Consider the following 19,381-nt stretch of genomic DNA (forward strand, 5'->3'; position numbering starts at 1 on the left):
CGATGGACGCCCCCTCTGCGCCTCAGTCTCGGCGGAAGTTCAGATGGATGACACCGCTCTCGGCCACCTCGGAACGCAGCTCGTAGTCGTTCTCGATGCCGCGCAGTCCGTCCCAGATGCGCTGCCCGCTTCCGATCACGAGCGGGTTGACCGCAAGGTGCAGCCGGTCGACCAGGCCCCTGCGCAGGAACTGCCGCACGACGTCGATGCCGCCGCCGACGCGCACGTCCCGGTCGCCGGCCACCGCTGCAGCCCGGGCGAGCGCCTCCTCCGGGGTCGTCTCGAGGAAGTGGAAGACGGTCCCGTTGGCGAACTCGATCGGCTCGCGCCGTGCATGCGTGAGCACGAAGACCGGCACCTCGAACGGCGGCTCGTCGCCCCACCATCCGCGCCACTCGGTGTCATCGGGGTTCTGGTGCAGACCGAACATCCCGGCACCCATGATCTCGGCGCCGACGCCCTCGAAGTACTCCTGGGCGTATCTCTCGTCGATGCCGGTCGTGCCGGCACCCGACGTGTCGCCGAGCACGCGGCTGCGGAACGTCCGCGTCGCGGTGTACGCCGCGACCAGACGCGACCAGTCCTCGCCGAACGGATTCTCGGGTGATTGGTCGGTGGTCGTCGCGAATCCGTCGAGGGAGACGTTGAGATCGATGCGGACTGCCATACGGGCTCCTCGGTGCGGTGTTCTGGGTGTTCTCGGTCGTGCGGTGGCGGGCGGGATCAGCCGTCGGGGTTGGTGTCCTTGCCGTCGAGCCAGAGCGTGTCGGACGCATCGCCGTGCGCGCCGCCCTTGCCGACGTGCTTGTCGCTGATCTTCGGCCCCTTGAGTATCACGTGGACCATCGCCTGGGCATGCCCGTGCCCGAGACCGTAGTCCTGCTTGAGCCAGTTGAGGACGACGGTGGACTTGGTCGTCTCGTCGAAGCCCTGCTCCTTCGCCAGTTCGATGAACTGCCGCGGGGTGAGGCCGGTCTGCGTCTCGACCTTGTCGAGGTATGCCTGGAAGGACATGGGTGCTCCTGGTGTGTCGTGGGTCAGTCCTCGGAGAGGAAGGTCTGGATGATCGTGGCGGACGCATGGATGCCGATGAGGCGCAGCGTTCCGCGACCGATGTTCGTGAAGGAGTGTGGCACGAAGGCCGGGCCCGTGGCCGTGTCACCGGCGGAGGCGACGATCGTGTCCGCGCCCACCGTGATGCGCGCCGTGCCTTCGAGCACCACCCACGTCTCAGGGTAGGGATGCCAGTGCAGCCCGGGCCCGTCGCCGGGCTGATTCTCGACGTAGAAGTAGGAGATGGCCGCACCGTGATCCGCGCCGACGAAGCGTCGGCTGTTCCCGGTTCCGATGCGGATGTCCGCTGCGGCGACGGCTGCGAGAGCAGATGACGTGGTGTTCATGAGCCCAGTCTCGACAGGCCGTGATGAACGACCTAGAGTTTCGATGTGGATCGAAACTCTGTCGTCGCAGGTGCCGGCACACCACGCGAGGGCGTCGAGCATCCCGACCACCGCGTGGAGTTCCATCTGAGCCCCGGAGACATCCAGGCGGTGCGATTCGGCATATCCCCCGGGCATGAGCTCGCCCACGCCGTGCGCGTGCTGCTGCGGCCGGCCCAGCATCCCCTGCAGTGGGGATGGCTGCGCGCCGTGCGCGATCGGCTGCCTCGCGAGAGCTTCCGCCTGCTCGCCGTCGTCGTCGGCGATGACGGCTATCTTCCCGACTTCTTCACGACCGCCCCCGCATGGGACATGACACCGGAGACCGAGTTGTCGGCGCTGCGCAGCGCACCCCTCGATCCACTGCGCGTCGACCTCGGCAAGATGGTCATCCGCTCGACCGGCGCTCGCCGACGCGCACTGCGCGACATGCAGCAGCAGCCCGAACGAGCGCGGGCGATGATCGCAGACGCCTGGTCGGAGATGTGGGATGCCGCACTGGCGCCGGTCTGGCCGCAGCTGGATCGGCTGCTGCGAGCCGACATCGCGGTCCGATCGCGAGTGATCGCCACGTCGGGGATCAGAGAGATGGCCGGGGGCCTCCACCCGAAAGTGACCTGGGGCGACGGAGCCGTGCGCGTCTCGCTGCGCCGCCACAGCGAGGTCGTCGACTGCCACGGAAGCGGGCTGGTGCTCGTTCCGTCGGTGATGTCGACATGGGGGTGCATGGTGCTCACCGAGCCGCCGGCGCAACCCACGCTGTTCTACCCGGCGCGCGGGGTGACCGCCGGCTGGTCGAGGGACGCCGCCGAGATCTCCGGGGCGCTGGGCGCCCTCCTCGGCCCCGCTCGCGCCGGCATCCTCCTGGGAGCCGGCACGTCCCGCACGACCTCGCAAGTCGCTCAGGACGCGGGAATCGCGGTGTCGACCGCATCCCACCACCTCACCGTGCTGCGCGACGCAGGACTGATCTCGAGCGAGCGCGACGGCGCGAGGATGCTGCATCTGCGCACGCCCCTCGGCGAGGCGATGGTCGGCGCCGCCCTGTGAGCACCGCGCGTCCGCTCTATGCGGATGCGTCCGGCGCGACCGAGATGATCGGCCGGTGCTCGTAGTAGGTCTGCAGCACGACCGTGGTGCGGGTGCTCACGTTCGCGGCCAGCCGGATGTCGCGCACGAGCTCTTCCAGCGCGCGGGGCGAGGCGACCCGCACGAACAGCATGTAGCTGGCGTCTCCCGCGATCGAGTGGCACGCCTCGATCGCGTCGAGGTGTTCGAGAAGCTCGGGGGCGTTGTCGGGCTGCGCCGGGTCGAGCGGCGTGATCTCGATGAAGGCGGACAGGGGCGTGCCGACGAGTTCGGGGTCGAGGATCGCGCGGTAGCCGGTGATGATCCCGCGCGTCTCGAGGCGACGCAGACGTGACTGCACGGCCGACACGGAGAGGCCGACAGCATCGGACAACTGGGACAGTGTCGCACGGCCGTCTCGTGAGATCTCGGCCAGGATCGCGCGGTCGACAGAGTCATCCATAGATGTAATATTATCGTCAGGATTCCGTATATGCCGGAATCTTTCCGTCAAACTCTCCGATCGGAGGTCCCGATGTCCATCATTTCTGCCCACAGCACCGCTGTTCAGGCCATCGTCGGCGAACCCGAGGTCGTCGAGGACGCATCGATCGCCGAGCAGAGCGTCGCCTGGGCTCAGCTCAAGGACGCCGCGATCGCGATCCGCGAGATGCAGATCAAGGACGGATCGATCCCGGATGCCGCGCACCACGCCGCGGCGCGCGACCTCGTCGCCGCGATCACCGCCGGCATCCGCGCACTCGCTCCCGCCTTCCCGCACGACGCCGAGTACCTCGCCGCCTCCGTCGTCGACTTCGACCGCTGGGTCTCGGAGGGCTTCGGCGTGCCGGACTTCCTCGACTCGCTCCTGGCGTTCCAGCCGCAGCAGCACCGCGTCGACGGCATCCGCCACCTGGTCGTCTTCCCGATGTACACGCAGAACGGATCGAGCGACCGACTCGTCGAGGCGCTGATCGTCGAGACGATCTGGCCCGAGTTCATCGCCGCCCTCGAGGCCGGCGACTACGGCAACAAGCTGTTCGTCTCGCTGCGTCTGGTCGACTTCACGCCCGGCTACGACACCAACTCGGCCGTGCTGTTCCCCGAGACCGTCGCGATGCGCGAGATCCCCTCGTTCACATGGGGCGCGATCTTCCAGGACCGCGAGGCCGCACGCTACCGCCGGGTCACCCGCGCCGCTGCCGCGATCACCAACCTCGACCTGCCTGAGCGCGCGAGCGCGATGCTCGACGATCAGCAGGTGGCTGAGAAGACCTTCGTCATGTGGGACATCATCCACGACCGCACCCACATGCGCGGCGACCTGCCCTTCGACCCGTTCATGATCAAGCAGCGGATGCCGTTCTTCCTCTACTCGCTCGAGGAGATGCGCTGCGACATGACGGCGTTCCGCGAGTCGGTGAACATCGAGCGCACCCTCGCGGCCCGCATCGCCGCGGGTGAGGAGCTCACCGAGACCGAGCAGGAGATGCACGACTACGCGCACCTCGTGCAGTACGCGGTGATCTTCGACCGGATCTTCCGCTTCTCGATCACCGGCACCCGCACGCGCAACTACGACGCCGTCGGCGGACAGCTGCTGTTCGCCTGGCTGCACCAGCGCGGCGTGCTGCACTGGACCGACACGGCGCTCACCTTCGACTGGGACAACGTGCCGGATGCCGTCGTGGCTCTGGGCGACGCGATCGATGACCTGTACTGGCACTCGATCGACCGCCCGAAGGTCGCGCACTGGCTCGCCGCGTACGACCTCGTGCGCGGCACGCTCACGCCGCACCCGGCATCGCAGTGGGCCCGCGGACTGTCGGACGAGATCCTCGCCGGCGCGCCGAAGGGTTACACGGATGCCGTGATGGACGACGAGTTCCCGCTGTCGATGTTCTTCGAGACCCTCGACAAGAAGATGAAGGCGGTCATCGAGTCGACCGTCGGCATCCGGGGCACCGACGACTGACTCGAATCGCGCATTTCTGGGGTCCGATCGTGTGGTGCGACCGGACGCAGCGTCTGCGGCCATTCCTGCCCGGGGTGGCCGCAGAACTGTTTCGTCACGAGAGTTGAGCACATGAGCGTCACCGACCGCACGATCCTCCTCGCCGGAGCCACCAGCCCGTCTGGCCTCGCCCTGGCGCGAGCACTCGTCGACGCCGGCGCGCGCGTCGTCGCCACCGGCCGATCTTCAGAACGGCTGCACGCGCTCGACGCACTCGGCGCACAGGTCGAGGTGGCCGACGCGACCTCGCTGGCGTCGATGACGGAACTCGCTTCCCGCCTGCAGGCGATCGACGCCGTGATCCCGCTGGTCGGCGGCTGGCGCGGCGGAGGGGGCCTCGCCGGGCAGACCGACGACGACCTGCACGCGCTTATGCCCGCGTTCGATGCGGTGCGCGCCACCAGCCGCGCCTTCGACTCCCTGCTGCGCGCCTCTGACGCCGGACGTTTCGCGATCGTCTCGTCGACAGCGGTCGGTCGCCCTCTGGCGGGAGGCGCGAACTACGCTGCCGTCAAGGCCGCGAGCGAGGCGTGGACGCGCGCGGTGGCGCAGGGCTTCGCGAAGGCAGCGCGGGATGCCGTCGAGCCCCTGCGCGCGGCATCGGTCGTCTTCCGCGCCAAGGCACTGGACCCGGACTCGCTCGCGCCGCAGGTGCTCACACTGTGGGATACGGACGCCGCCGATCTCAACGACCGGATCATCACGCTCGACTGAACGCCGCAGCCCGTTCCGCTGCCGACGCGTTCGGCTGATGACGCCGTTCCGCTAGCGGCGCGCCTCCGGCACCTCAGGAGGGAGCCCTCGGAGGGGCGGCGGAGCATCCGCGACGCGCGCATCGACGCTGCGGTCCTCCGCGGAATCCGCTCGGCCCTCGGCCACCGCGTCCGCGTTCCACTCGGCGCCGGTGCCCGTGCCGCCGCCCGTGTTCTCGCCTGCGTCGTCCGGTGCGCCGTCGCCGTCGCCGTCGGGTTCGCCGTCGCCGGGATTCTGCTCCGGCGCGTTCGCGTAGAGCTCGGTGAGCTTGCGATACGACTTCGTGAAGAAGGCCAGCGTCGCGGCGATCACCATGATGATGCCCGCGAACAGGCAGATCAGGGCGATGCCCCGAGCCTCACCCTCACCCAGCAGCCATTCCCACTGCTGCTGCCCCTCGGGCGTCCTCATGTACGGGATGATCAGGAACTCCGCGATCGGCGCGATGAGGAATGCCGTGATCGGAGCGGCTGCGGCCTCCATCGCCGCGGCGACGCCGAACACACGCCCCTGCCTGTCATAGCGGACGACCTTCTGGATGATGGTCTGCTCGGCCGCCTCGACGGGCGGCACGAGGGCCATGTAGATCCACATGCCGACGACGTAGAGCGGCCACCATTCGCGCAGCATGAACACCGACCCTAGGATGCCCATCGCGATCACGACGAGCAGCAGGGTGCGCATGGGTTTCGCCCCGAGGCCGAACTTCGCCACGAGCCCGCCGCCGATCAGGAACCCGGTCGACGCGAACGCCAGCGCGAAGCCCCACATCTGCGCGTCGAAGAGCGTGAGACCGTACGGATCCATCAGCGCCATGTACACGCCGCCGATGAGGTTGTTGAACGTCGAGAAGATGATCAGCGCGAACAGTCCGGGGGCCAGCCGGATCGCCGCCACACTGCCGCGGAAGTCGAGGGCGCTCTTCGCATCGGGGTCTGGCTGCGGCGCCCCCTCGGGGATGCGGATGAAGAGCAGGTGCACGAAGGTCAGCACCATCGCGCCGATCGCGATCGCGAGCGTCCACCCCATGCCCAGGAAGCCGATGGACAGCCCGGAGAAGACGCTGGTCACGAGGAAGGCCAGACCCTGCACCGTGCCGACCAGGCCGTTGGCGTTGGCCCGTCGATCTTCGGGGACGAGCAGCGTGACGGTCGTCGAGAGCGCGATGTTGCGGAGCTGCTCGATCACCCCGCCGAACAGGATGATCGCCGAGAACAGCCAGAACCACGGACCGCCGAGGTCGAGCAGCGCCGCCTCCGGCTGCCAGACGTACAGAACGCCGGCGATCAGGAAGGCGACCGCCGAGATGACGCTCGAGAGCAGCATCACCGTGTGTTTGCGATTGCGGTCGACGATGGTGCCGAAGATCATCGCGAAGAAGGCGATGAACAGCATGTACGCGCCGCCGATGACGCCGGTCGCGAGCACGGACTGCGTTTCGATGTAGACCCAGAAGGTCAGCGCGAACCACAGAAAGCTCGTCGTCACGTTCGCGATGAGCGTGTTGACGAGGACGTTCGCGAAGGCGGTCTTCGCAGCGCTGCGCTCCATGAATGAGAGGGTAGGCGGGGCCTCGGACATTCGCTAGAGCGGTATGCCGGCCGGGGGACGCCGGGCTCGGCATCCGCCCGTAGGCTTGTGCGGTGACTATTCAGCATGACCCCGCGGTCCGGGGCTTCGCCAGCGACAACTATTCCGGCGTCCACCCCGAGGTCCTCGCGGCCATCGCAGCGGCGAACGGCGGCCACCAGGTCGCGTACGGCGAGGACGCCTACACCGCCCGTCTGCAGGAGGTGTTCCGCGCCCACTTCGGCGAGGGCGTCCAGGCGTTCCCGGTGTTCAACGGCACGGGTGCGAACGTCACCGGCCTGCAGTCGATGCTGCCCCGCTGGGGAGCCGTCATCGCGGCATCCTCCGCGCACATCAACGTCGACGAGGGCGGAGCGCCCGAGAAGATCGGCGGATTCAAGATCCTCGCCGTGCCGACCGAGGACGGCAAGCTCACGCCCGAGCTCGTCGACCGCGAGGCCTGGGGCTGGGGCGACGAGCACCGCGCGCAGCCGCTCGTGGTCTCGATCACCCAGTCGACCGAGCTCGGCACCCTCTACTCCGTCGACGAGATCCGGGCTCTCGCCGATCACGCGCACGAACGCGGCATGACCCTGCACCTCGACGGCGCGCGCATCTCGAACGCGGCCGCAGCCCTCGACGTGCCGCTGCGCGCGTTCACCCGCGACGCCGGCGTCGACGTGCTCAGCTTCGGCGGCACGAAGAACGGCGCCATGCTCGGCGAGGCCATCGTGGTGCTGAACCCCGAGGCATCGAACGGACTGCAGTACTCCCGCAAATTCAACATGCAGCTGTCGTCGAAGATGCGCTTCGTCTCCGCCCAGCTCATCGCGCTGCTCGAAGGAGACCTGTGGCTGCGCAACGCCCAGCACGCGAACGCCATGGCGCAGCGGCTGCGCGGGGCGATCGAGGCCGGCATCGCGGCCGGTGAGATCACCGGCGTCTCGTTCACGCAGCCGACCCAGGCGAACGGCGTGTTCGCGCAGCTGCCCGATGGCATCGCCGACCAGCTGCGCGAGAAGTTCCGCTTCTACGACTGGGATGCCGCGCGCAACGAGGTGCGGTGGATGTGCGGCTTCGACACCGAGGAGTCCGACGTCGACGAGTTCGTCGCAGAGCTCGCGCGCCTCACGACACGCTGAGCTGAGCGGGACTGAGCGGAGCGGCTAGCGCAGCAGACCGAGGTTCGCGAGAGCCAGGCGGATGAGGGTGCCTCGCCCGCCCTCCATCTCGGCGGCGACGGCGTCCGATGCCGCGGCCTCGGGCGAGAACCAGGTGACCTCGAGTGCATCCTGGCGCGGCTCGCACGTGCCGGTGACCGGCACCACGAACGCGAGCGAGACGGCATGCTGACGGTCATCGTGGTAGGCGCTGACCCCCGGGATCGGGAAGTACTCGGCGACCGTGAAGGGCAGCGGCTGCGGCGGCAGCAGCGGGAACGCCATCGGGCCCAGATCGTTCTCGACATGGCGGAACAGCGCATCGCGGATCGTCTCGCCGAACCGCACTCGCCCCGAGACGATGGTGCGCGTCATCTCGCCCATGGGCGTCGAACGCAGCAGGATGCCGATCTCGGTCACCTGCCCGGAGCCATCGGTCCTCACCGGGATCGCCTCGACGTAGAGCATGGGCAGATGGCGTCTCGCCTCCGCCAGCTCGAAGTCGCTCAACCACCCCGGGTTGGAGTCACGCGAGGGCTGTGCGGCGCCGAAGCCCTCCATGCCGTCGTCGGGCTCGGGGTCGGGATCAGGTGTGCGGACGGCCATGTCTCCTTTCTACCAGCAGCGCCCTCCGGCGAACACCGACTTGAGGCCACGACCGGCATACGATCCGATGATCGTCTCCTGCGGGTGTCGGACGGCGCTGGCAGGATGGGACCGTGAGCGAAGAACTGATGATCGACGGGCTCCTCACGCGCTGGTCGACGGAAGATCGCGCGGGGATGCCGCTGCTGGTGCTGCTGCACGGATACGGCGCCGACGAGCACGACCTGTTCGGGCTCGTCCCCTACCTGCCGGACGGCATCGTGGTCGCGTCCGTCGCCGCCCCGCTCGCTCCCCCGTGGCCGATGCCCGGGCGCTCGTGGTACGCCATCGAGGGTCTCGACGGCCGCAGCTCGGCATCCGTCACCGTCGCGGCAGAGGCGTTCCTGCGCTGGCTCGACGATGCCAGGGCCGACGCCCCTGCCGTGGCCCTTCTCGGGTTCTCGCAGGGTGCCGCCGTCGCCGTGCAGGCCATGCGACTCGCGCCCGGGAGCATCGACACCGTGGTGGCCCTCAGCGGTTACGCAGCGCCCGGCGAGCTGCCGGGCGACGATGCGCTGACCGAGGCGCGACCGCACGTCTTCTGGGGCCGAGGCACGAACGACCAGGTGATCCCCCAGGCGCTGGTCGCGCACACCGCCGAGTGGCTTCCGGCGCACTCCGAGTTGTCCGGACGCGTCTACACCGGGCTCACGCACAGCATCTCGGAGGAGGAGCTCCGAGACGTGCGCGCGTTCCTCACGAAGTGGTTGGAACGCGCCGTCGAGGCGTGACCGCCCCCGCACGCAGCCGCGACACGCCCGGGGTTGCGAAACTCCGACACGCCCGGGTATCGTCGTTGAGTCCTGTCCGCCGTGTCTGGAAGTCCTTTGATCTGATCCGTCGCCTCCGCGCTCATCTTTCCGCGCGCTGACCCGACGATCGCCGACTCCACGGCAGACCACCGCCCGCTGTCCTTCGACAGCGACCCGCTCAGACGGGCCCATCGGGCGACCGGTGTCAGTGCACCCTCGCACTGGACAGGAGACACCATGTCAGTCCCCACTCTTCATTCATCGGTCACCCTCGATCGACTCACCTTCACCTGGCCCGACGGCACGTCAGCGCTCGACTCGGTCTCCGGATCATTCGGCTCCGGTCGCACCGGCCTCGTCGGTCGCAACGGCGCCGGCAAGTCCACGCTGCTGCGGCTGATGGCGGGCGAGCTGACCCCGACGGCCGGGCACCTCACCACCACCGGCGAGGTCGCCTACCTGCCGCAGCAGCTCACACTCGACGTCGACCGCCGGGTCGCCGATCTTCTCGGAGTGGCTCCCGCCCTCGATGCCGTCCGTGCGATCGGCGCGGGCGACGTCGATCAGGTGCACTTCGACACGGTCGGCGACGAGTGGGACATCGAAGCGCGCGCCGAGATGTCCCTGGCAGACGCCGGGCTCGCCCCCGAGTTCCTCGACCGGAGGGTCGGCGAGCTGTCGGGTGGTGAGGCCGTGCTGGTCGCGATCGCCGGCATCCGTCTCCGGCGCGCGCCGATCACCCTGCTCGACGAACCGACCAACAATCTCGACCGCGACGCCCGCGCGAGACTCGCGGCGATGGTCCGCTCGTGGAAGGGCACACTCATCGTTGTCAGCCACGACCTGTCGCTGCTCGAACTGATGGACGACACCGCCGAGCTCTACGCCCAGACGCTGAGCGTGTTCGGCGGGCCGTACTCCGAATGGCGCGCCTGGTTGGACGCCGAGCAGGATGCCGCGAGGCAGGCGGAGGTGACGGCGAAACAGGAGTTCCGCAAGGAGAAGCGCCAGCGCATCGAGGCCGAGGTCAAGCTCGCCCACCGAGCGCGCACCGCCAAGAAGGCCGAGATCGAGAAGCGCGTGCCGAAGATCGTGGCCCACGGGCGCAAAATGGCGGCCGAGGTGTCGGCGGGCAGGCTGCGCACGGAGGTCGGGGCGAAGGAGGATGCCGCCCGCACCGCGCTCGACGAGGCGGGGCGGCGCCTGAGGTCCGACGCGTCGATGAAGATCGAGCTGCCGGATCCACAGGTGTCTCGCAGTCGTCGCATCGCGACGATCGGCGACGGCGAGAGGTCGTGGATCATCCAGGGCCCCGACCGGGTCGCGCTGATCGGGCGCAACGGCGCCGGAAAGACCACGCTGCTCGAACGGCTCGTGGCCGACGTCGGCCACGACTCCGGAGAAGCGCTGCCACTCGACGCGGACCGGCCCGATCCGTCAGGTGACGACGCGGATCTCCGGAGCTCCGGAGCGCGCCTCGTCGCGACAGCTCTCACCGACCGGATCGGCTACCTGCCGCAGCGCGTCGACGGGCTCGACGAGAACCGGTCGGTATTCGAGAACATCGCGGATGCCGCACCGCAGGTGCCCGAGAAGGAGCTGCGCAATCGCCTCGCACGGTTCCTCATCCGAGGGGCCACCGCGGAGCGACCTGTCGCCGCTCTGTCAGGCGGGGAGCGGTTCCGCGTGGCTCTGGCGAAACTGCTGCTCTCGGACCCCGCACCCCACCTCGTGGTGCTGGACGAGCCGACGAACAACCTCGACATCGACACGGTCGATCAGCTGGTCGAGGCGCTCCGGGCATACCGCGGGGCGGTGCTGGTCGTGAGTCATGACGATGCGTTCCTCGCGCGTCTCGACCTGGGACTCACGCTCGAGATCGACGTCGACGGCTCACTGACCTCGAGGTGAGCTCACGCCCGTCGGCTCCGCATCGCCCGGGTATGGGCGATCGCGGGGTCGGCGGCGAGCAGGGTGTAGTCCTCGGATTCTCGAGGGACGAGCGCGACCCGCCCCTCGGCGTCGTGGGCGATCCCCCACCCGTAGCGTTTTCCCAGCGGTGATGAGCGCAGGCAGGGCTGCCCCTTCGAGAAGAACGCCTCGCGTGCGGCGGAGTCGTCGGGGTCGATCCCGGCACGCAGCGCATGCGTGGTGAAGATCACGTCGTCGGAGGTGCGCGCATACGGCTCCTGCGCGATCAGTCGATAGTGCAGTGCGGCGATCGTGGGCCTCTCACCCGTCGGCGGCTCTTCGGCGTGGTCGACGGGACAGTCTTCTGCGACCTCGATGAACGTGCTCGCGTAGTTCGTGGTGTGCGTCGCCATGCCTACAGCATGCCCGCACCCTCGGACAATGCCGACCCCGATGTCGGTGGCACGGGTGATGATGGAGGGATGAGCGACGTGCTCGAACGCTTCACCCCTGCCACGCAAGACTGGTTCCGGGGTGCGTTTCCCGAACCCACGCCCGCCCAGTCGGGCGCCTGGAATGCGATCTCTGCCGGAAAGCACGCGCTCGTCGTCGCACCGACCGGCTCGGGCAAGACGCTCTCGGCCTTCCTCTGGGCGATCGACAGCGTGTTCCGCGAGCGCATCGAGCAGCCCACCCCTCCCGCGAAGCGCACGAAGGCCGCCGACGCCTCGCGCACGCGCATCCTCTACATCTCGCCGCTGAAGGCGCTCGGCGTCGACGTGGAGCGCAACCTGCGCTCGCCCCTCATCGGCATCGGCCAGTCGGCCAGGCGGCTCGGCGTCGAGGCCCCTTCGGTGACGGTCGGCGTGCGCTCGGGCGACACGACCTCGAGCGATCGCCGCAAGCTGGTCTCCGATCCGCCCGACATCCTCATCACGACCCCCGAGTCGCTGTATCTGATGCTCACCAGTCGCGCCGGCGAGACGCTGCGCGATGTGCACACGGTCATCATCGACGAGGTGCATGCGGTCGCCGCGACCAAGCGCGGAGCCCACCTCGCGGTGAGCCTCGAGCGGCTCGATGCGCTGCGTCGCACCCACGGCCACGACGAACCCGCACAGCGTATCGGCCTGTCGGCCACCGTGCGTCCGATCGACGAGGTCGCGCGGTTCCTCGGCGGCGCGGCGCCTGTCGAGATCGTCGCGCCGCCGGCGTCCAAGACGTTCGAGCTGGGCGTCGTGGTGCCGATGGACGACATGACCAATCCGCCACCCCCTCCCGGCGCGCCGAAGGATGCCGGAGATGCGGCGGATGCGGAGTACACCGAGGTCACCGGCTCCGTGTGGCCCCACGTCGAGGAGGCGATCGTCGATCGCATCCTGCAGAACAAGTCGACCATCGTGTTCTCCAACTCGCGTCGCCTCGCCGAGCGCCTCACCGGGCGACTCAACGAGATCTACTCCGAGCGCATCGGCGTCGCACTGCCCGAGGCCTCCGTGCCGGCAGCCATGATGGCGCAGGCAGGTGCCACCGCCGGAGCAGACCCCGTGCTCGCCAAGGCGCACCACGGGTCGGTCTCGAAAGAGCAGCGCGCCCAGGTCGAAGAAGAGCTCAAGTCCGGTGTCCTGCGCTGCGTCGTCGCGACGAGCAGCCTCGAGCTCGGCATCGACATGGGTGCGGTCGACCTGGTGATCCAGGTCGAGGCTCCGCCGTCCGCGGCCTCCGGTCTGCAGCGCGTCGGGCGAGCAGGTCACCAGGTCGGCGAGATCAGCCGGGCCGCCCTCTTCCCGAAGCACCGCGGCGACGTGCTGCACACCGCGATCGTCACCGAGCGGATGCTGGCGGGCAAGATCGAGGCGATCCAGGTGCCCCGCAATCCACTCGACATCCTCGCGCAGCAGACGGTCGCCGCCAGCGCCCTCGGCGAGATCAGCGTCGAGGAGTGGTTCGAGACCGTGCGTCGCTCGGCTCCGTTCCAGTCGCTCCCGCGATCGGCCTACGAGGCGACGCTCGACCTGCTCGCCGGACGGTTCCCCTCCGATGAGTTCGCCGAGCTCCGCCCGCGGCTGGTGTGGGACAGAGACGCCGGCACCCTGACCGGACGTCCGGGCGCGCAGCGCATCGCCGTCACGAGCGGGGGCACGATCCCCGATCGCGGACTCTTCGGGGTCTTCGTCGCCGGCGAGTCGACCGGCGCCCGCGTCGGCGAGCTCGACGAGGAGATGGTCTACGAGTCGCGAGTGGGCGACGTCTTCACGCTCGGCACGACGAGCTGGCGGATCGCCGAGATCACCCATGACCGGGTCAACGTCATCCCCGCCTACGGCCAGCCCGGCAAGGTGCCGTTCTGGCACGGAGACGGCATCGGCCGACCGTTCGAGCTCGGCGAGGCGCTGGGGAGGTTCTCGCGAGAGGTCTCCGCCGCGACTCCCGAGAAGGCCGCCCAGCGACTGATCGAAGCCGGACTCGACGCGCAGGCGCGGATGAACCTGATGGCGCACCTGACCGAGCAGCGCGAAGCGACCGGAACGCTGCCGACCGATCGCACTCTGACGGTCGAGCGCGGGCGCGACGAGGTCGGCGACTGGCGGGTCATCCTTCATTCCCCGTACGGCATGAAGGTGCATGCACCGTGGGCGCTGGCGATCAACGCCCGCATCCGCGAGCGACTCGGAGTCGAGGGCTCTGCGGTCGCGAGCGACGACGGCATCATCGTGCGCATCCCGGATGCCGAGGCCGAGCCGCCCGGGGCCGAGCTCTTCGTGTTCGACCCGGATGAACTCGAGCAGCTCGTCACCCAGGAGGTCGGCGGCTCGGCGCTGTTCGCGTCGCGCTTCCGCGAATGCGCGGCGCGCGCGCTGCTCATGCCGCGCACCAACCCCAACCGGCGCACCCCGCTGTGGCAGCAGCGTCAGCGTTCGGCGCAGCTGCTCGAGGTGGCGCGCCGGCACCCGACGTTCCCCGTGATCCTCGAGACGCTCCGTGAGGTCCTGCAGGACGTCTACGACCTGCCCTCGCTGCGCACGCTGGCGGTGTCGATCGCCGACCGGCGCATCCGGCTCGTCGAGACGCAGCCGTCTCAGCCCTCGCCCTTCGCCCGCGACCTGCTGTTCGGCTACGTCGGCGCCTTCATGTACGAAGGGGACTCTCCCCTCGCCGAGCGCCGGGCGGCCGCCCTCTCGGTCGACCCCGCGCTGCTCGGCGAGCTGCTCGGCACAATCGAGCTCCGCGAGCTGCTCGACCCCGACGTCATCGCCCAGTTCGAGAGAGAAGCGCAGCGCCTCGACCCCGAGCGACGAGCGCGAGGTCTCGAAGGCGTCGCCGATCTGCTGCGGATGCTCGGTCCGATGGATGCCGCCGAGATCGACGCACGACTCGACCCGGAGACGGGGTCCGCATCCGACCACCTCGACGCTCTGATCGCCGCTCGCCGCGCGATCCCCGTCACCGTCGCCGGCACCACGCGCGTCGCAGCCATCGAGGACGCCGGTCGGCTGCGTGACGCACTCGGGGCCGCGCTGCCCACCGGCATCCCCGTCGCATTCCTCGAACCGCTCGCCGATCCGCTCGGCGACCTCATCGCGCGCTATGCCCGCACGCATGGTCCCTTCACGACGGATGCCGTCGCGACGCGATTCGGGCTCGGCGCCGCCGTCGCGCGGCATACCCTGCAGCGGCTCGAGCACTCGGGCAGACTGACCAGCGGTTACTTCCTGCCCGAGGCCTCGGGCACGGGGAACGAGACCGAATGGTGCGACACCGAGGTGCTGCGCCGCCTGCGGATGCGGTCGCTCGCCGCGATCCGAGGCAGCGTCGAGCCCGTGTCACCCGAGGCGTATGCGCGCTTCCTGCCGGACTGGCAGCACCTGGGACGCCCGCTCGAGGGACTCGACGGGGTGCTCGCGGTGATCGAGCAGTTCGCCGGGGTGCCCGTGCCCGCGAGCGCGTGGGAGTCGCTCGTGCTGCCCTCTCGGGTGCGCGACTACTCCCCCGCCCTGCTCGACGAGCTCACTGCCTCGGGAGAGGTCATCTGGTCGGGCCACGGCACGCTGCCGGGGCGCGACGGCTGGGTCTCGCTGCATCCCGCAGACCTCGCGCCGTTCACGCTGCCCGAGCCCGACGACGAGATCGCCGCCGACTCGCTCGAGGCCCGAGTGCTGATCGCGCTGGATGCGGGTGGCGCGTACTTCGCCGGTCAGCTGAAGGACATGACCGGCGCCGAGAACGAGCAGTCCGTGCTCGAGGCGCTGTGGGCGCTGACGTGGGGCGGCCGGGTCACCAACGACACCTTCGCCCCGATCCGGTCGCTGCTGGCCGGTGGTTCCCAGGCGCACCGGGTCACCCGACGCGCTCCGCGCACGCGCACCTATCGGGGGATGTCGCTGGCACGGACCGCGCCCCGACCGACGTCGATCGGCGGGCGCTGGTCGCTGCTGCCCACCGTCGACACGGATGCCGCTCGTCGTGCGACCGTCACCGCAGGGCTGCTCCTCGACCGCTACGGCGTGGTCACCCGCGGAGCCGTGCAGGCCGAGGGCGTGCCGGGCGGGTTCGCGCAGACATACCGGGTCCTCGCCGGCGTCGAGGAGGCTGGGCACTGCCGCCGCGGCTATGTGATCGAGAGGCTCGGCGCGGCGCAGTTCGCGGCATCCGCCACCGTCGACCGACTTCGCACGTTCGCCGGGCTCGCCGATCCGCCTCCCCGCAATGCCGTCACGCTCGCCGCGACAGATCCCGCCAACCCCTACGGCGCGGCGCTCGGATGGCCCAAGCGCGACGAGGTCTCGCATCGCCCCGGGCGCAAGGCCGGAGGCCTGGTGGTGATCGTCGACGGATCGCTCGTCCTCTACCTCGAACGCGGGGGACGCACGGTGCTGTGCTTCACCGACGACGCCGAGGTGCTGCGCGCGGCAGCGACCGACCTCGCAGCGACCGCTCGTGCGCGGCGCCTCGACACCCTCACGGTCGAGAAGGTCAACGGCGAAGGCGTGTACGGCACCGAGCTCGCCCTCGCTCTGCAGGAGTCCGGATTCGTGGCCACCCCCCGCGGCTACACGCTGCGCAAGGCGATCTGACCGGCCCATGACCACTGCTTCTAGGCTGGACGCATGATCGGGGAGTTCATCAGCGGCGTCCGCACCCTGCTGCGCGGTTTCGGCACATGGCGGCGCCGACCGGGGCTCATGGCCCTCGGTCTCGTACCGGGCTTCATCGCCGCGCTGGTGCTGCTCGCCGGACTCATACCGCTGGCGCTCACTCTCGGGCCGATCTCCGACGGTCTCACCCCCTTCGCCGACGGCTGGATCCCGGCCTGGCGCTCGGTGCTGCGCGCCGCCGTAGGCATCGTGATCTTCGCCGCGGCGCTCGCACTCGCGAGCGCCGTGTTCAGCGCCCTCGCCCTGACGATCGGCGACCCGTTCTACCAGCGCATCTGGCGCGCTGTCGAGGCCGATCTCGGCGACGCCCCGCCCTCGGACGGCGGCGGATTCTGGATGGCGGTCGGCGAGGGCCTGAGACTCGTGGTCCTCGGCATCCTGATCGCGATCGCCGTGCTGCTCCTCGGTCTCATCCCTCTCATCGGCGGATTCCTCGGTGCGGTGGGCGGCGTCGTGCTGTCGGGACGGATGCTCGCCCGCGAGCTCACCGGGCGGGCGTTCGACGCCCGCGATCTCAGCCCTGCCGACCGGGCGGTGCTGTTCCGCGGCAGCCGCGCGCGCGTGCTCGGCTTCGGTGTAGCCACGCAGCTGTGCTTTCTGATCCCCGGCGGGGCTGTCGCGGTCATGCCCGCCGCTGTCGCGGGTGCCACTGCCCTCGCGCGCACCATGCTGCAGCGCACGCCGCTGCCACAGCACACTCCGCCGCACTCGTCACAGCACACTACGCAGCACACTCCACAGCACGCTCCTCCGCCTCCCCCGCCGGGCAGCGTCTCGGCGCCGCTGCCGCCACCCCCCGGGTCAGGGCACGCCTGATGCCCGAGGGCGATACCGTCTTCCGCACCGCCAGACGTCTCGACGAGGCGCTGGTCGGTGGCGAGGTGGCGCGCTTCGACCTTCGGGTGCCGCGATTCGCGACGCTCGATCTGACGGGTCAGCCGATCCTCTCGTCGATCGCGCGCGGCAAGCATCTGCTGCTGCGGATCGGCGACAGCACGCTGCATTCCCATCTGCGCATGGACGGCGCCTGGCTCGTCTACCGGGCGGGTGAGAAGTGGCGGCATCCGGCGTTCAAGGTCCGCGCGATCGTCGGCACGGCGCAGCGCGAGGCGGTGGGCATCGACCTCGCCGAGATCGAGGTCGTTCCGACCCGCGACGAGGACGAGCTCGTCGGCCATCTCGGCCCCGATCCGCTCGGCCCGGACTGGGATGCCGTCGAGGCCGCCAGACGCGTGAGCGCCGACACCCGCAGCGTCCACGTCGCCCTTCTCGACCAGCGCAACGTCGCGGGGTTCGGCAACGAATACGCCGCGGAACTCCTGTTCCTCCGCGGAATCCTGCCGACGACCCCCGCACCGGAGGTCGACGTTCCCGCACTGCTCGACCTCGGCGTGCGCACGATCCGCGCGAACCGCGATCGTCGCCATCGCACCTTCACCGGAGTCGACCGCCCCGGTCAGGGGACGTGGGTGTACGGACGTGCCGGACGCCAGTGCCGCCGCTGCGGAACCCCCATCAGACGCGGCGAGCAGGGCGCGGATCCGACCCGCGAGAGGATCACATTCTGGTGCCCCGTGTGTCAGCGATGACCCGCATCCATGCTCGGGAATGAATCCGGCACCCCCGTGGTTATTGATATATCCGGAGAACTCCGGAACACGGGAGGAATCGTGGGAAAGAACTACGTCGACATCGAGAACGACCAGGGCGCCACGCTGCGATACCGCAAGCACGCCAACGGTCGCGGTCTCGTCGCGCACGGCGCGAAGGTCCATCCGAAGGCGCACATCGAAGCGGGCGCCTACATCGAACCCGGCGCCCGTATCGGCGCGGGGGCGACCATCGCCCGCGGCGCATGGATCGAACCGGATGCCGTGATCGGCGAGGGTGCGCACGTCGACGCGCACGCACACATCGGCCAGGGTGCCGCCGTCGGAGACGGCGCGCACATCGGCGTCCGCACCGAGGTCGGCGCGGGAGCGCGGATCGTCCGCGGTGCGCGCATCGGCGACGACGAGACGGTCGCGGCCGGACTGACGGTCGCCACCGACCCGAAGGGCCTGTGGCTCGCGGCCTGATCGGCCGCGCTCTCAGAACGTCTCACCTCATCCGCCGGGTACCCTGGAGCACATGGCGACTCAGGGACGACGACCGGCAGGACGTGCCGGCAAGGGCTCGCCCGTGCGGCGCAACAAGGCCGCACCGGCTCAGCGGTTCCCGCCGCCCAAGCCTCCGAAGAAGACCGCCAAGGTCGTCTTCGACGCGCCCGACACCGAACCGGAGCAGCCGCGCACATTCCGTCTCGGGGTCGTCCCCGGCGCGACGCCGGGCAAGTGGATCGATGCCTGGAAGCAGCGGATGCCGCATGTGCCCATCGAGCTGGTGACGATCGAGGTCGCCGATCAGCGAGACGCCATCGGCGACCTCGATGCGGCCCTCGTGCGCCTGCCGCTGTCGGATGAGAACCTGCACATCATCACGCTGTACGACGAGGTGCCGGTGGTGGTCGCATCGATCGAGTCGCACCTCCTCGCGGCCGACGAGTTGACCGTCGCCGATCTGTCGGGCGAGATCGTGATGGTCACGACCGACGATGCGCTCGGTCCGATCGACATCCCGGGTGCCGTCGCGCCGGCCTTCGCACCGCTGTCGGTCGCGGACGCCATCGTGACCGCCGCCACCGGGACGGGCATCGTGATCGTCCCCATGTCGCTCGCACGCCTGCACCACCGCAAGGATGTCGGCCACCGACCCCTGGCCGACGGCCCCACCTCGACGGTCGCCCTGGCTTGGCGCCGCGATCACACCACCCCCGACGTCGAGACGTTCGTCGGGATCGTGCGCGGCCGCACGTCCAACTCATCCCGATGACGCGAGCGCGCCGCCACCGCGACGGCTCCGCGGCGGCTCCGTG

Annotated in this window: 18 protein-coding genes; 11 read left to right on the top strand and 7 right to left on the bottom strand. The window is 69.7% G+C overall.

What is annotated here, in order from left to right; translation table 11 throughout:
* Nucleotides 1-22 precede the first annotated feature (22 nt).
* Genes LQZ85_RS02400 through LQZ85_RS02410 form a run of 3 tightly spaced genes read right to left on the bottom strand, consistent with a single transcriptional unit; the run spans nucleotide 23 to nucleotide 1,400 of the window.
* On the bottom strand, nucleotides 23-667 hold the full coding sequence (locus LQZ85_RS02400) for a dihydrofolate reductase family protein (protein WP_056279653.1): 645 nt from the start codon (nucleotides 665-667) through the stop codon (nucleotides 23-25).
* 56 nt (nucleotides 668-723) lie between these two features.
* On the bottom strand, nucleotides 724-1,014 hold the full coding sequence (locus tag LQZ85_RS02405) for a DUF4287 domain-containing protein (protein WP_053097560.1): 291 nt from the start codon (nucleotides 1,012-1,014) through the stop codon (nucleotides 724-726).
* 23 nt (nucleotides 1,015-1,037) lie between these two features.
* Complete coding sequence (locus LQZ85_RS02410; protein ID WP_082586670.1) at nucleotides 1,038-1,400, bottom strand: cupin domain-containing protein; 363 nt, start codon at nucleotides 1,398-1,400, stop codon at nucleotides 1,038-1,040.
* A 45-nt stretch (nucleotides 1,401-1,445) separates the two neighbouring features.
* Between LQZ85_RS02410 and LQZ85_RS02415 the strand changes: the two genes are divergently transcribed.
* Nucleotides 1,446-2,489: a DUF5937 family protein gene (locus LQZ85_RS02415; RefSeq protein WP_082586669.1), complete on the top strand. Its 1,044-nt coding sequence runs from the start codon at nucleotides 1,446-1,448 to the stop codon at nucleotides 2,487-2,489.
* Between the two features lie 16 nt (nucleotides 2,490-2,505).
* On the opposite strand, the gene LQZ85_RS02420 is transcribed toward LQZ85_RS02415, so the two are convergent.
* Nucleotides 2,506-2,970, bottom strand: a complete 465-nt coding sequence (locus LQZ85_RS02420; protein WP_053097561.1) for an Lrp/AsnC family transcriptional regulator — start codon at nucleotides 2,968-2,970, stop codon at nucleotides 2,506-2,508.
* Between the two features lie 72 nt (nucleotides 2,971-3,042).
* Here LQZ85_RS02420 and LQZ85_RS02425 point away from each other — a divergent pair, with 72 nt between their 5' ends.
* Entirely contained in the window at nucleotides 3,043-4,482 is a 1,440-nt protein-coding gene (locus tag LQZ85_RS02425; protein ID WP_053097562.1) for a DUF6421 family protein, read from the top strand.
* Between the two features lie 111 nt (nucleotides 4,483-4,593).
* On the top strand, nucleotides 4,594-5,235 hold the full coding sequence (locus LQZ85_RS02430) for an SDR family oxidoreductase (protein ID WP_056279649.1): 642 nt from the start codon (nucleotides 4,594-4,596) through the stop codon (nucleotides 5,233-5,235).
* A 51-nt stretch (nucleotides 5,236-5,286) separates the two neighbouring features.
* Here LQZ85_RS02430 and LQZ85_RS02435 read toward each other — a convergent pair whose 3' ends face one another.
* Entirely contained in the window at nucleotides 5,287-6,825 is a 1,539-nt protein-coding gene (locus LQZ85_RS02435; protein WP_230100401.1) for an MFS transporter, read from the bottom strand.
* A gap of 92 nt (nucleotides 6,826-6,917) precedes the next feature.
* Between LQZ85_RS02435 and LQZ85_RS02440 the strand changes: the two genes are divergently transcribed.
* On the top strand, nucleotides 6,918-7,985 hold the full coding sequence (locus tag LQZ85_RS02440; protein WP_056279645.1) for a low specificity L-threonine aldolase: 1,068 nt from the start codon (nucleotides 6,918-6,920) through the stop codon (nucleotides 7,983-7,985).
* Nucleotides 7,986-8,009: 24 nt separating this feature from the next.
* Here LQZ85_RS02440 and LQZ85_RS02445 read toward each other — a convergent pair whose 3' ends face one another.
* A complete protein-coding gene (locus tag LQZ85_RS02445; RefSeq protein WP_053097566.1) occupies nucleotides 8,010-8,609 on the bottom strand; it encodes a DUF4916 domain-containing protein in 600 nt (199 codons plus the stop codon).
* A gap of 113 nt (nucleotides 8,610-8,722) precedes the next feature.
* Here LQZ85_RS02445 and LQZ85_RS02450 point away from each other — a divergent pair, with 113 nt between their 5' ends.
* Both LQZ85_RS02450 and LQZ85_RS02455 read left to right on the top strand, forming a co-directional pair.
* Complete coding sequence (locus LQZ85_RS02450) at nucleotides 8,723-9,379, top strand: alpha/beta fold hydrolase (RefSeq protein WP_230100402.1); 657 nt, start codon at nucleotides 8,723-8,725, stop codon at nucleotides 9,377-9,379.
* 258 nt (nucleotides 9,380-9,637) lie between these two features.
* Nucleotides 9,638-11,311, top strand: coding sequence for an ABC-F family ATP-binding cassette domain-containing protein (locus LQZ85_RS02455; protein ID WP_056279643.1), 1,674 nt, complete (start codon nucleotides 9,638-9,640; stop codon nucleotides 11,309-11,311).
* Between the two features lie 2 nt (nucleotides 11,312-11,313).
* Here LQZ85_RS02455 and LQZ85_RS02460 read toward each other — a convergent pair whose 3' ends face one another.
* Nucleotides 11,314-11,724 (bottom strand): DUF6157 family protein, encoded by a 411-nt coding sequence (locus tag LQZ85_RS02460; protein ID WP_056279641.1) that lies wholly within the window; start codon nucleotides 11,722-11,724, stop codon nucleotides 11,314-11,316.
* A 69-nt stretch (nucleotides 11,725-11,793) separates the two neighbouring features.
* On the opposite strand from LQZ85_RS02460, the gene LQZ85_RS02465 reads away from it, so the two are divergent.
* The 5 genes from LQZ85_RS02465 to LQZ85_RS02485 all read left to right on the top strand — a co-directional run bounded on the left by LQZ85_RS02465 (nucleotide 11,794) and on the right by LQZ85_RS02485 (nucleotide 19,338).
* A complete protein-coding gene (locus LQZ85_RS02465; protein WP_230100403.1) occupies nucleotides 11,794-16,386 on the top strand; it encodes an ATP-dependent helicase in 4,593 nt (1,530 codons plus the stop codon).
* 33 nt (nucleotides 16,387-16,419) lie between these two features.
* Nucleotides 16,420-17,283 (top strand): EI24 domain-containing protein, encoded by an 864-nt coding sequence (locus tag LQZ85_RS02470; protein ID WP_230100404.1) that lies wholly within the window; start codon nucleotides 16,420-16,422, stop codon nucleotides 17,281-17,283.
* Nucleotides 17,283-18,056: a DNA-formamidopyrimidine glycosylase family protein gene (locus LQZ85_RS02475; protein WP_230100405.1), complete on the top strand. Its 774-nt coding sequence runs from the start codon at nucleotides 17,283-17,285 to the stop codon at nucleotides 18,054-18,056. Before LQZ85_RS02470 ends, LQZ85_RS02475 begins: the two co-directional genes overlap by 1 nt.
* 81 nt (nucleotides 18,057-18,137) lie before the next feature.
* Nucleotides 18,138-18,545, top strand: coding sequence for a DapH/DapD/GlmU-related protein (locus tag LQZ85_RS02480; RefSeq protein ID WP_053097570.1), 408 nt, complete (start codon nucleotides 18,138-18,140; stop codon nucleotides 18,543-18,545).
* A gap of 52 nt (nucleotides 18,546-18,597) precedes the next feature.
* On the top strand, nucleotides 18,598-19,338 hold the full coding sequence (locus tag LQZ85_RS02485; RefSeq protein WP_230100406.1) for a LysR family transcriptional regulator substrate-binding protein: 741 nt from the start codon (nucleotides 18,598-18,600) through the stop codon (nucleotides 19,336-19,338).
* The last annotated feature ends 43 nt before the right edge of the window (nucleotides 19,339-19,381 follow it).

The sequence above is a fragment of the Microbacterium sp. Bi98 genome (genome assembly GCF_918698045.1).
Lineage (GTDB): Bacteria > Actinomycetota > Actinomycetes > Actinomycetales > Microbacteriaceae > Microbacterium.

Bases quoted from the DNA above. Each gene is read 5' to 3' on its own strand.
- LQZ85_RS02400 (WP_056279653.1), bottom strand. From the start codon at position 667: ATGGCAGTCCGCATCGATCTCAACGTCTCCCTCGACGGATTCGCGACG.
- LQZ85_RS02405 (WP_053097560.1), bottom strand. From the start codon at position 1,014: ATGTCCTTCCAGGCATACCTCGACAAGGTCGAGACGCAGACCGGCCTC.
- LQZ85_RS02410 (WP_082586670.1), bottom strand. From the start codon at position 1,400: ATGAACACCACGTCATCTGCTCTCGCAGCCGTCGCCGCAGCGGACATC.
- LQZ85_RS02420 (WP_053097561.1), bottom strand. From the start codon at position 2,970: ATGGATGACTCTGTCGACCGCGCGATCCTGGCCGAGATCTCACGAGAC.
- LQZ85_RS02425 (WP_053097562.1), top strand. From the start codon at position 3,043: ATGTCCATCATTTCTGCCCACAGCACCGCTGTTCAGGCCATCGTCGGC.
- LQZ85_RS02430 (WP_056279649.1), top strand. From the start codon at position 4,594: ATGAGCGTCACCGACCGCACGATCCTCCTCGCCGGAGCCACCAGCCCG.
- LQZ85_RS02435 (WP_230100401.1), bottom strand. From the start codon at position 6,825: ATGGAGCGCAGCGCTGCGAAGACCGCCTTCGCGAACGTCCTCGTCAAC.
- LQZ85_RS02445 (WP_053097566.1), bottom strand. From the start codon at position 8,609: ATGGCCGTCCGCACACCTGATCCCGACCCCGAGCCCGACGACGGCATG.
- LQZ85_RS02455 (WP_056279643.1), top strand. From the start codon at position 9,638: ATGTCAGTCCCCACTCTTCATTCATCGGTCACCCTCGATCGACTCACC.
- LQZ85_RS02460 (WP_056279641.1), bottom strand. From the start codon at position 11,724: ATGGCGACGCACACCACGAACTACGCGAGCACGTTCATCGAGGTCGCA.
- LQZ85_RS02465 (WP_230100403.1), top strand. From the start codon at position 11,794: ATGAGCGACGTGCTCGAACGCTTCACCCCTGCCACGCAAGACTGGTTC.
- LQZ85_RS02470 (WP_230100404.1), top strand. From the start codon at position 16,420: ATGATCGGGGAGTTCATCAGCGGCGTCCGCACCCTGCTGCGCGGTTTC.
- LQZ85_RS02475 (WP_230100405.1), top strand. From the start codon at position 17,283: ATGCCCGAGGGCGATACCGTCTTCCGCACCGCCAGACGTCTCGACGAG.
- LQZ85_RS02485 (WP_230100406.1), top strand. From the start codon at position 18,598: ATGGCGACTCAGGGACGACGACCGGCAGGACGTGCCGGCAAGGGCTCG.